This window comes from Neptunicoccus cionae (assembly GCF_002860325.1).
Taxonomy (GTDB): Bacteria; Pseudomonadota; Alphaproteobacteria; order Rhodobacterales; family Rhodobacteraceae; genus Amylibacter; species Amylibacter lutimaris.
Genome location: NZ_PKOJ01000001.1, coordinates 1,101,951 through 1,113,863 on the forward strand (window position 1 = coordinate 1,101,951; position 11,913 = coordinate 1,113,863).

The window sequence follows — 11,913 nt, forward strand, 5'->3', positions numbered from 1 at the left end:
CAGGTTTAAGGGATGAAATATCTCGCGAATCCCTGGCGGCCTGCGGGCCTGCCCCCGCAATCTGGTTTGGCTGAAGGTCAGATCACTGTTGATGATTACCTTGTGCTAAAGCTGTTGAACTTGTGTCCGGCTCATGCTGCCACCCCTTTGGTTGGGGTACCTGAACTTGCGGAAACGCTCGGCATTGGCAGTCTGTTCATAAAAGATGAACGTGGGCGTATGGGGCTCGGCAGCTTCAAGGCCCTCGGCGCGGCCTTCTCTATTGCAAAGACCGCCTATGAAAAGGCCGGAGATGCCTTGGCAGACCCGCAAGTTGCCAGCCAGGCTTTGACAGGACAGGTTTTTGTGACCGCAAGTGCGGGCAATCACGGATTGTCGGTTGCTGCGGGGGCGAAAGTTTTCGGGGCGCGTTCCGTTATTTATCTGGCGGAAACCGTGCCATCGGGGTTTGCCCAGCGTCTTCGGGATAAAGGGGCGGATGTGGTCGTGGAAGGGGCCGATTATGAGGCGAGCATGGCTGCGGCCGCCAAAGCTGCGCAGGATAACGGATGGCGGCTTTTGTCGGATAGTACGTGGGAAGCTGACACTTCCGGCAAGGATGTAATGGAGGGGTATCTTGCGCTGAGCGCAGAGATGTTCGCACAATATGATGCTGAAAACGATGCGCCGCCGACCCATATTTATTTGCAAGCGGGCGTTGGCGGTCTGGCCGCGGCAGTTGCTGCATCCCTTCGCCAGCACTGGGGCGATGACGTGCAGGTTACAGTCGTCGAACCGACTGCAGCTCCTGCTTTGCAGGAAAGTATCCGCGCCGGAAAACCTGTTGAAACCCACGGGCCTGCATCCAATATGGGGCGACTCGACTGTAAGGAACCCTCACATCTCGCACTCAAGGCGCTGGCGCGGGATGCGGACGGTTTTCTGACGCTGGAAGACAGCGATGTTGCGGAAAAAATAAAGCAGCTTGAACCTTTTGGCCTTCAAACCTCGCCCTCGGGCGGTGCAGGCTTTGCAGGTGTTGTGGCAGATGCCGCACAGCTTGGCCCGCAGGCGCGGGTGCTGGCGATCCTGTCTGAAGGTGCGGCGGATGACTGACTTTCCTGCTGTCGAATTTGAGGCCCGCCTTGCGCGGGCCCAGACCCTTATGGCAGCGGAAGATTTTGATGCGATCCTGTTAACCACTGAGGCCGAGGTTCGTTACTTCACCGGATTTCGTAGCCTGTTCTGGCAGAGCCCGACCCGCCCGTGGTTTGTCATCCTGCCCCAATCCGGCGCGCCGGTTGCCGTCATTCCCGCCATCGGTGCTGACCTGATGGGGCGCACTTGGGTCAGCGACATTCGCAGTTGGCCCAGCCCGCGCGGATTTGACGAAGGCATCAACCTGCTGGTCGAGGCGCTTATCCCATACCGCAGAATCGGCCTGCCGATGGGCGAGGAATCCAGTCTGCGTATGCCTTTGACTGATTTTCAAACGCTTAAAACTTCCCTGAAAGCAGAATTTGCGGATTGTACGCCGCTGATAAAATCCCTGCGGATGGTGAAATCGGATGCGGAAATCGCGATTTTGAAAGACATCTGCCAGATTGGTTCCCGCGCCTTCGCCCGCGTACCGGAATTTGCGCAGTCAGGCACAGCCCTGTCCGAAGTTTTCCGCCGCTTTCGCATCGCCCTGCTGGAAGAGGGCGCCGAAGAAACGCCCTATCTGGTGGGCGGCGCTGGGCCTGGCGGCTACACGGATGTGATCTCGCCGCCTGATGAAACCCCACTAGCGCAGGAGGATGTTCTGATGTTGGACACGGGGGCCAGCCTGAAGGGGTATTTCTGCGATTTCGACCGCAATTTCGCCATCGGCACCGCCAATGACGCTGCCCGCGCGGCCCATGCCCGTCTTTGGGATGCCACCGAAGCTGCATTTGATATGGCGCGCGCAGGAAAAACGATGGCTGATCTCTTCGCGGCGATGCAGGGCGTGCTGAAAGGCGGATCCGATGTAGGGCGGTTCGGCCACGGGCTCGGGATGCAATTGACGGAATGGCCTTCTATTGCGGCCCATGATCACACCGAATTGCAGGCGGGGATGGTTCTGACGCTGGAACCCTCGCTAATGCTGGATGAAACCCGTATGATGGTTGCCGAAGAAAACATCCTGATCACCAATTCCGCCCCCGTGCTGCTGACGCAGCGCGCACCGCGTGAGCTGCCGGTGATCTGACACAACAGAATAGGGGCGCAGATGGCACAGCAGTTTGAAACGGATCAGGGATACGGAGATAATGCGGCGCTGGGCCTGATTGTCTTGTCTACCGATGAAACGATGGAGCCGGAGCTGTCCGGTGTTTTCGGTCCGGCCAGAGTGCCGGTTTATCACAGCCGTTTGCCGAGTCAGGCGGATGTGACCCCCGAAACACTGGCGCAAATGGAGGCGGACTTGCCGGCAAGCGCGGCCCTTCTGCCACAAGGTGTGTCTTTCGGGGCGATCGGCTATGGCTGTACCTCTGGCGCGACGATTATCGGGGAGGACCGAGTCGCTGCTTGTGTCCACACCTCCCATGCGGGTGTTCCGGTGACCAACCCGATGACGGCGGTCATGGCCGCCTGCCGTGCGCTTGGCGCGGAAAAGATCGGGTTTCTGACACCCTATGTGGCAGATGTTTCGGCAGCGATGCGCAAGCTGTTGGAAGAAAACGGTTTTGCCATCACCGGTTTTACCAGCTTTGAAGAGGGTCGCGAAAAAGTGGTGGCGCGGATCGCGGAATCTTCGGTCCTGGCAGCGGTTGAGGAACTGGGACAGGGGGATTGCGATCTGGTCTTTGCCTCTTGCACCAATCTGCGCGCGTTCAACATCATCGAACAGGCCGAGGCGCGGATCGGCAAGCCGGTGATTTCCAGCAACTCTGCGCTGGCGTGGCATCTGGCCCATCTGGCAGGGCGTAATGTGCCGGGACCGGGGCGGTTGTTCCGGCTCTGACCCCAGCACTGACAGGCGCAAACAGCACTTTCTTGGGGTTTTCCTTTGGCCACGGGCTGGTTAGAAGGTGGCGATGACTTTTAGGCGGGACTGAACCTATGGCGATGGAAAAGAATTTTGATGCGGCCAAATCCGAGGCGGCAATTTTCGAAAAATGGGAAAAGGCAGGGGCCTTCCGCGCGGGAGCCAACAAATCCCGCGACGAAGCCTTCACCATCATGATTCCGCCCCCCAATGTGACGGGCGCCCTGCACGTTGGCCACGCCTTTAACAACACTTTGCAGGATATTATGATCCGCTGGCACCGGATGCGCGGTTTCGATACGCTCTGGCAGCCCGGACAGGACCATGCGGGGATCGCCACCCAGTTGCAGGTTGAAAAACAGCTTGCCGCCGAAGGGGGACCGACCCGCGCAGAAATGGGCCGCGATGCGTTCTTGCAGCGTGTCCATGCGTGGAAGGACGAAAAGGGCGGCACCATTATTTCCCAGCTAAAACGCCTTGGCGCGTCGGCAGATTGGGAACGCAACGCCTTTACCATGGATAAGAATTTCCATGATGCGGTGCTTAAAGTCTTTGTCGATCTCTATAACAAGGGCTTGATTTATCGCGGCAAACGGCTGGTAAACTGGGACCCTCATTTTGAAACCGCCATTTCCGATCTGGAAGTTGAAAACATAGAGATCGACGGCCATATGTGGCACTTCAAATACCCGCTGGCGGGCGGCGAAACCTATGAATACGTTGAAAAAGACGAAGACGGCAACGTTACCCTGCGCGAAACGCGGGACTATATTTCTATTGCGACCACGCGGCCTGAAACCATGCTGGGCGACGGTGCGGTTGCGGTCCACACCAAAGACGAACGCTATGCGCCGATTGTCGGTAAGCTCTGCGAAATTCCGGTTGGCCCGAAAGAGCACCGCCGTCTGATCCCGATCATCACCGATGACTATCCCGATCCCGAATTCGGGTCTGGCGCGGTTAAGATCACCGGCGCCCATGATGCAAACGACTATGGCGTGGCCAAGCGCAACAACATCCCGTTGTACCGTTTGATGGACACAAAGGCGCGGATGCGGGACGATGGTATGCCCTACGCCCAGGCGGCAGAGCGTGCCGGCGAACTTGCCAAAGGGGCGGAGTTCACCGAGGCGGATGTGGAGCAGATCAATCTGGTGCCTGACGCCTATCGCGGGATGGACCGGTTCGAGGCGCGCAAAGCGGTGATCGCGGATATTGATGCCGAAGGTCTGATGATCGAGGTGGAAGACAAGAAGATCATGCAACCTTTCTGTGACCGCTCCAAAGTGGTGATGGAACCGATGCTGACCGACCAGTGGTATGTGGACGCGGCCAAACTGGCTGTGCCGGCACTGGAAAAGGTTAAGGACGGAACTGTCCGCATCCTGCCGGAGCGGGACAAGAAGGTGTATTATCACTGGATGGAAAACATCGAGCCGTGGTGTATTTCCCGCCAGTTGTGGTGGGGTCATCAGATCCCCGTCTGGTACGGACCGCGAATGGAAAACGGCCAGATCATCCCGCAGGCACCTTGGAAGGAATTTTGCGCGGCCAATGAATCCGATCTGACCAACCAGACGATGGAATACTACGGCGGTACGGTTCTCTTGGTGGATGAAGAACCCGAAACCGTGAGTCTCGGCGGTCCACTCGGGCTGGCCGGAGCAGTGCCGGTCTGGCGCGATCCGGACGTGCTCGATACGTGGTTTTCTTCCGGTCTCTGGCCGATCGGGACGCTCGGCTGGCCCAATGACACCGAGGAACTGAAGCGGTACTTCCCGACTTCGACACTGATCACCGGCTTTGACATCCTGTTCTTCTGGGTGGCGCGGATGATGATGATGCAGCTAGAGGTGGTAAAGGAAATTCCGTTCGATACCATCTACTTGCACGCACTTGTACGGGACGAGAAGGGCGTGAAAATGTCCAAAACGCTCGGCAATGTGGTGGACCCGCTGGACCTGATCGACGAATTTGGCGCAGACGCGCTGCGCTTTACCATGACCTCTATGGCGGCCCTTGGCGGTACGCTGAAACTGTCGGTGGACCGCGTGAAGGGCAACCGGAATTTCGGCACAAAACTGTGGAATGCGGCCCGCTTTGCAGAGTTCAACGAAGCCACGCCACAGCCTGATTTCGATCCCGCCAAGGTCGAGCAAACGTTGAACAAATGGATTGTGGGCGAAACTGCCAAAGTGCGCGAAGTCGTTGATACTGCGCTTGAACAATACCGGTTTAACGACGCGGCCAACGGGCTTTACGCCTTCGTCTGGGGCAAGGTGTGTGACTGGTATGTGGAATTGTCAAAACCCCTGTTGCAGGGCGATGACGAGGCTGCCAAGGCGGAAACCAAAGCGACCCTTTCATGGACGCTGGATCAATGCCTGATCCTGTTGCACCCGATCATGCCGTTCATCACCGAACAGCTTTGGGGCGATATTGCAGAGCGGCAGAAAATGCTGATCCACGCAGACTGGCCGACCTATGGGGCGGAACTGGTCGACGCAGAGGCAGATCGGGAAATGAACTGGGTGATCGGCCTGATTGAACAGGTACGCTCTGTCCGGTCTGAAATGCGTGTAAATGCCGGTGCGAAGATTCTGATGGTACAACTGGCACTGGATGATGCAGGTAAGGCGGCGCTGGACCGGAACCTTCCCATGATCATGCGTCTGGCGCGGATTTCCGAACTGACCGCGGCAGATGAAGCACCCAAGGGTGCTGTGACATTGCCGGTGGAAGGTGGTTCCTTCTGTCTGCCATTGGCCGATGTTATTGACATCGAAGAGGAAAAGGCCCGTCTGCAAAAGGCAATCGACAAGCTGGCCAAGGAAATTGGCGGGTTGAAGGGTAAGCTGGCGAACGAAAAATTCGTCGCCAACGCGCCAGAAGCCGTCGTTGCCGAGAACCGCGACCGTCTGGAAGCCGCAGGTGTGGAACAGGATACCCTACAAGCGGCTTTTGATCGGGTCGCCGCGCTCGGCTAATCCGTTTCGCCCAAAAAATACCCCGGCTCAAAGGCCGGGGTCAGTCTGGGCAGCGCGGCGAAGAACGCCTGCGGGTTGCGACTGTGAGGCAGAAACAGGCAACCAAAGCCCAAAGGGCAAGAGCCGTTTTTCGAAACGATCAGTGCGTCGGGCCAAGGCTTGGGAACAGTGTTCCCGTGGCTGGATCGTGACGCAGTGTCAGGAAAACCTGATCGTTTTCCACCGGCGCGGCATGAATGAGATTTAGCTTGCGCAGATCGAGAACGGGAAACACGCGTTTCGCGCGATTCACGCGGTTTGTGAAATCTTTCAACTCTATCGGTTTCATCGGCAGCCATCCTGTGTGACAGTTTTTACACTATATAAGGTAGGTCGCGTGGGTTGATCGTCAATAACCGGTATATTGTGTGCTTTTTGTGGTAACCGGTATCCCGCTTTTTAACGAAGCAGATTGTCGTGAATCTGCTAGGCGGGTGATGCGATCACAGTACCTTGCACGGGTTTGCAGCCTTCGGGCAGGTCGCTTGGGCTTGTAGGCTCAGCCGTGATCGTGTTGAAGAGTATCAAGGATAAAATACTGCGGACGAGGAGACAGCCATGACCGGCCCGATGTACACAAAACTGGTAGAAACCCTACCGTCAGCGGTGCCTTTTGTCGGGCCTGAAACGCAGGAACGTGCGCGGGGCCGCAGTTTTGCGGCGCGTTTGGGTGCGAATGAGAACGTTTTTGGCCCCAGCCCTCATGCGATCGCGGCCATGACCAGAGCCGCAGGAGAGGTATGGCAATACGGCGACGCCGAGAGCTACGAGTTGAAACAGGCGCTGAGCAGGCTCCACTTTATCGAGCCGGAGAATATCATCGTTGGTGAAGGAATTGACGGTCTGCTCGGCTATATCGCCCGGATGTTTGTTGAGCCCGGCGTGAAGGTTGTAACCTCGGCAGGGGCTTATCCGACGTTCAACTACCATGTGGCCGGCTTTGGCGGGGAACTGGTGACGGTGCCGTTTAAGGGGGACTATGAAGATCCGGTTGCGTTGATAGAGAAGGCGGCTGAGGTCGGTGCGCGATTGGTTTACCTTTCCAATCCTGACAATCCTATGGGAACGGTTCACAGCGCCGAGGTTATTCAGGCCGCGATTGAAGCGGTTCCGGACAACTGTCTGTTCATACTGGACGAAGCCTATATCGAATTTGCCCCGGCAGGACACGCGCCTGCGCTGGATACCGAAGACCGCAATGTGATCCGAATGCGCACTTTTTCAAAGGCTTACGGAATGGCTGGCGCACGGATCGGTTACGGGATCGGGCAGGCGGATCTGATCACCAGTTTTAACAAAATACGCAACCATTTCGGGCTGAGCCGGATCAGTCAGGCAGGCGCGCTTGCTGCTGTGCAAGACCAGAGGTATTTGCAACAGACTGTCCAGAGCGTGGCGCAGGGGCGGAAACGGATCGAGAAAATCGCGGCAGAGCAGGGGCTGTCCGTGGTGCCGTCTGCCACAAACTTTGTCGCGATTGATTGCGGACAGGATGCAGCTTTTGCCAAGGCGGTTCTGGATCAACTGGTTGCGCGGGATATCTTTGTGCGGATGCCTTTCGTGGCACCGCAAAACCGCTGTATCCGCCTGTCGGTCGGAACACCTTCGGATCTGTCGTTGTTCGAGTTGCAATTCCCGCTCGCTCTGGAAGCGGCCAGCGGCGATTAACTATAAAGCAGCGCTCAGAACTGCCAGTGCGGCGATCTCGGCGATTTGCTGGCACCCGCCCAGCACATCGCCGCTATACCCCCCGATGCGCCGCCATGCCAGCCAGCAGAGCGGCAGACAGGACAGGACTGCCACCAGAATAAGTGGTATCGCCAACAGGCCGAGACATAGCAGCCCGATGACCAGAGCCAGCAGACCCGCAACGATAGCCGTCGGCGCGGTGACCATTCCAACTGTCGCCGCAAACCCGTTCCTTCGCGCCAGCGGCATGCCATACATAACCAGTACCATCGGCAGCCTGCTAATGGCACCTGCGGCAACAAATGCCGCCAGCCAGTTTCCTTCGATTACAGTGCCATAGCCGGACCAGCGTGCCAGCAAGACCACGATTAACGCTGCCGCACCGAAGGCTCCGATACGGCTGTCTTTCATAATTTCCAAGCGGCGGGCAGGGGTGGCTCCACCCCCGAACCCGTCGGCGCAATCGGCAATACCGTCTTCGTGTAAAGCCCCCGTCATCAGCATCAACGCGCCCAGACCGCAAGCCGCAGCGATCCCCGTTGAAACCCCGATCCAATGCAGGGTTATGGCGAATGCGCCTGCTATCAATCCCAACACTGCCCCGACCACAGGATAGGCCCAAGCGGCCTGAGCCGCGCGCTCTCCGGCGCGGAGGTGATTTACGGGAAGGGGAATGCGCGTCAGAAGGGTGAAAGCTGCGGCGATGTCCACCGGATCGAGATCGGGTTTCACAAAACCTGTACTACGCATGTCGTTCATGGGGGGTAGGCCTTCGCGAATCCGGTGTTACAGAGGGGAATTTATGGGTAAACACGGCTTCAGACAACAAAGCTTCCGCCGCGAACGGGCGTAAACAGGAACCAAAGATCTATGACACAACCTTTTTCGAGCCTTGCTGAATTCCAAACCCTTCTTGAACAGGCTGGTGCACCGGACGGCTCTGCCATTGAAGCCGCGCAGGAACGGAACGGCCAACTCACCAAACCGCCGGGTGCTTTGGGGCGACTCGAAGATTTGGCAATCTGGTATGCAGGCTGGCGCGGAGAGGCTGCGCCACGGATCGAGAATCCCCAAGTGGTTGTATTCGCAGGAAATCACGGAGTTGCCGCGCGCGGCGTTTCGGCGTTCCCGGCCGAGGTGACGGCCCAGATGGTGCTGAATTTTCAACACGGCGGCGCGGCGATCAACCAGATTTGCGCTTCTGTCGGGGCAAGCCTCGACGTCATCGCGCTGGATCTTGATACACCTACAGCGGATTTCAGCGCCGGTCCCGCCATGAGCGAGGCCGAAGTTGTAGCGGCGCTTGCAACTGGCTGGAAGGCGGTGGATCCTGCGGCGGATCTGTTTGTGGCTGGTGAAATGGGCATCGGGAACACCACCTCCGGCGCGGCGATCTGCGCCGCCCTGTTTGGTGGCAGTGCCAGCGATTGGGTCGGTCGTGGCACAGGCGTGGATGATGCTGGATTGACGCTCAAGGCGCAGGTGGTTGACGAAGGTCTGGCCGCCAATCCGCAGGCAAAAGGCAACGGTCTGGAGGCGCTGCGCTGTCTGGGCGGACGTGAACTGGCGGCCATGGCAGGTTCAATCGCTGCGGCGCGTTTTCATAAAATCCCCGTAATAATTGACGGATTTATTTCAACAGCCGCGGCGGCTTGTCTGGAAACGGCCTGCAAGGGCGCGCTTGATCATGCTGTGGCCGGACATCAGTCCGAGGAGGCAGGACACGCAAGGGCTTTGCGGGAAATCGCCAAGGAACCGATACTTTCCATGGGGTTACGGCTTGGCGAAGGTTCCGGCGCTGCGGTAGCAATCGGCGTTTTAAAAACAGCGCTTGCCTGTCATTCCGGCATGGCAACCTTTGCAGAGGCCGGTGTCGCGGACGGCGGATAAAACCGTTCAGGTAGAGAAATTGTTAAGAAAACAGAGCTAGCGTCCTACTGTACCAATCGGGATGGGTGGGCCAAGGCTTTGAAACAGGAAACGATTTCGCAGGTTGAACCACGAGTTCTGAGTGATCTGGAACGGTTCGAAGAAGCCTCTTCCGAGGCTGGTCTGATGCGACGGTACGTTCGCGGGCGTATCGCGGCCCTTCCGATCCGCCTTATACTCGCGATGGTCGGTTGTGCTTTAATTTCTGCCCTGATCTCTCCACTTTATGCCCTATTGGTCGGAAGTGTCGTTTTCCCGCTGGAAATGCTGGAATATTTCCTCCTTGCGAGGATCCGACGTCGGAAGAATTTCGAGGGAATACGTGTCAGCTTGTGCGTCACGCTTGTCAGCCTGCTTCAGGTTGCGGGGCTTGGCGCTGGAATGGTGATCGCTGGAACCTATTCTGAAAGCCTGCGAATGTTCAGTTGGGCGTATCTTTTCGGGGCCATCATGAATTCCTTGCTGATGGCCCGCTTCCATCCACCGTCTCATAAGGTCAGGCTATATGTGCTCGGGCTCGCTGGTGCGATAATTCTGGTTCATTCTGTTCTTGACGATACTGCAAAGGTAGAAATGATCGCTTCCGAAATGGCGGCGGTCGTTTCAATGATCCTGATCGTTGCCTATCTTTTTTCCCATCTTACCCACAGAGGGGCCCGCAACCGCGAGGCCGAGCGCGCCCTCATCGTAAAATCCGAAGAGGCTGGTCGCCTTGCGCTGGTGGCTGAACATGCGTCCGACAGTATTGTTCTTATGGATAAAGAGCGGAAGGTTACTTGGGTTAACGCGCGCTTCGTTACCCTGACGGGTTACACTGCGGAAGAGGCGATCGGGCGTTCGATCGGTGCGCTTCTGAACCATCCGCAAACGGATATGCGCGTTATTGATAAGATGGTGAAGAAGGTATCCAACGGGAAACCTGCCAGCGCGCGCATCCGCAACAAGACCAAATCCGGCAGGGAATTCTGGATGGAAACGCATCAGACCCCGTTTCTGGGCGAGGATGGAACCGTCGACGGTTACATCGCCGTTGAACGGGATGTCTCTGCGACCGTGCGGCAGGAGAAGGTCTTGCTGGATGCGCTTGCGCGGGCCGAGGACGCCGGCGCCGCAAAAACCGAGTTTCTGTCCCGCATGAGCCACGAGTTGCGCACACCGGCCAACGGAATATGCGGCGGTGTGGAACTTTTGAAAGATGCAGATATCTGTCGGGAACGGGAAGTTGCGCTGGCCATGCTGGACAGTTCTGCGAAACGGCTTTCCGGTATCGTGGAAAACATTAATGTCGTTGCCGATCTGGAAGCGGGAAAGCTCGTACATACGCCGGTGCAGTTCAGAATTGACGAAGTTTTGCAACAGGTTAGCGATGCGTACCGTCAGGAGCGGGAAGAAAAAGGGCTAAGCCTGCATGTCGGGATCGCCCCCGCCGCGCGCGCCCCGCTGATCGCTGACCCTGTCATACTGCGACGCATTCTGTGCCGTCTTATGTCCAACAGTGTGAAGTTCACCGTCAGCGGGGGTATATCAGTTTCGGTCGCCTTGGATACGGCCAATTGTATGCAAATCGCCATTCAGGACACCGGCGTTGGCATAGAACCTGCGAATTTGCAGCGTATATTTGAGGTGTTCGAACAGGAAGACAGCACCATGACCCGCCCCTTCGATGGGGCCGGGCTGGGCCTGTCCAGCGCCCGTGATCTTGCCCGTTTGATCGGGGCACAGATTAGCATCGAATCCGGCGCCAGTGCAGGTTGCACTGTCAGGCTTTCGCTGCCATTGGGGCCGCTTCAGGCCCCGCCTGCCGTAGTTGCGGCTTGCGCAGGGGAAGCGGGACAAGAGAATTGTCGGCAGAAAAGGCTGCTTGTCGCGGAGGATAACCGTACGAACCGCCTGTTGATCAAGTCCATGCTGAAGAATGCGGGCCACGCGCTGGAATTTGCACATGACGGTGTGCAGGCGGTCCGGCAATATGCTGACAACCGCTATGATTGCATCCTGATGGACATCAGCATGCCCAACAAGAACGGGCTTGATGCGACCCGCGATATCCGCGCCATTGAAACCGACAGGGGATTACGGCGCTGTCCGATTGTCGCGGTAACCGCCAATGCCTCGGGCGAGGATCGCAGAAAATGTGCGGCGGCCGGTATGGACGGCTTTCTGGCCAAGCCGCTGAGCCGGAAGCGGCTTCTGGAAACGATCGGGCATATCGGGACAGGCTCAGTTGGGGAGGCCGCTTTCATACATTGATCCAGCTCTGCTGTTCCTCACACAGGG

9 protein-coding genes are annotated in these 11,913 nt (G+C 57.6%); 7 read left to right on the top strand and 2 right to left on the bottom strand.

Going from position 1 to position 11,913, the window contains the following annotated elements:
• Positions 1 to 12 precede the first annotated feature (12 nt).
• The 4 genes from C0U40_RS05350 (at position 13) to C0U40_RS05365 (ending at position 5,979) form a co-directional block, all read left to right on the top strand.
• A complete protein-coding gene (locus C0U40_RS05350) occupies positions 13 to 1,095 on the top strand; it encodes a pyridoxal-phosphate dependent enzyme (RefSeq protein WP_101654657.1) in 1,083 nt (360 codons plus the stop codon).
• On the top strand, positions 1,088 to 2,212 hold the full coding sequence (locus C0U40_RS05355) for a M24 family metallopeptidase (protein ID WP_101654658.1): 1,125 nt from the start codon (positions 1,088 to 1,090) through the stop codon (positions 2,210 to 2,212). Before C0U40_RS05350 ends, C0U40_RS05355 begins: the two co-directional genes overlap by 8 nt.
• Positions 2,213 to 2,233: 21 nt before the next feature.
• Positions 2,234 to 2,968 carry a maleate cis-trans isomerase family protein gene (locus C0U40_RS05360; protein WP_101654659.1) on the top strand — a complete coding sequence of 245 codons (735 nt, stop codon included), beginning with the start codon at positions 2,234 to 2,236 and terminating at the stop codon, positions 2,966 to 2,968.
• A gap of 98 nt (positions 2,969 to 3,066) precedes the next feature.
• Complete coding sequence (locus tag C0U40_RS05365) at positions 3,067 to 5,979, top strand: valine--tRNA ligase (RefSeq protein ID WP_101654660.1); 2,913 nt, start codon at positions 3,067 to 3,069, stop codon at positions 5,977 to 5,979.
• 139 nt (positions 5,980 to 6,118) lie between these two features.
• Here C0U40_RS05365 and C0U40_RS05370 read toward each other — a convergent pair whose 3' ends face one another.
• A complete protein-coding gene (locus tag C0U40_RS05370) occupies positions 6,119 to 6,307 on the bottom strand; it encodes a hypothetical protein (protein WP_101654661.1) in 189 nt (62 codons plus the stop codon).
• Between the two features lie 269 nt (positions 6,308 to 6,576).
• Between C0U40_RS05370 and C0U40_RS05375 the strand changes: the two genes are divergently transcribed.
• Positions 6,577 to 7,686, top strand: coding sequence for a pyridoxal phosphate-dependent aminotransferase (locus C0U40_RS05375; protein ID WP_101654662.1), 1,110 nt, complete (start codon positions 6,577 to 6,579; stop codon positions 7,684 to 7,686).
• Here the strand turns inward: C0U40_RS05375 and C0U40_RS05380 are convergent, their stop codons facing one another.
• A complete protein-coding gene (locus tag C0U40_RS05380) occupies positions 7,687 to 8,466 on the bottom strand; it encodes an adenosylcobinamide-GDP ribazoletransferase (RefSeq protein WP_286134786.1) in 780 nt (259 codons plus the stop codon).
• A gap of 111 nt (positions 8,467 to 8,577) precedes the next feature.
• Here C0U40_RS05380 and cobT point away from each other — a divergent pair, with 111 nt between their 5' ends.
• Positions 8,578 to 9,597, top strand: a complete 1,020-nt coding sequence (gene cobT, locus C0U40_RS05385) for a nicotinate-nucleotide--dimethylbenzimidazole phosphoribosyltransferase (protein WP_101654663.1) — start codon at positions 8,578 to 8,580, stop codon at positions 9,595 to 9,597.
• Positions 9,598 to 9,675: 78 nt separating this feature from the next.
• Complete coding sequence (locus C0U40_RS05390) at positions 9,676 to 11,886, top strand: PAS domain-containing hybrid sensor histidine kinase/response regulator (protein WP_101654664.1); 2,211 nt, start codon at positions 9,676 to 9,678, stop codon at positions 11,884 to 11,886.
• Positions 11,887 to 11,913: the final 27 nt, after the last annotated feature.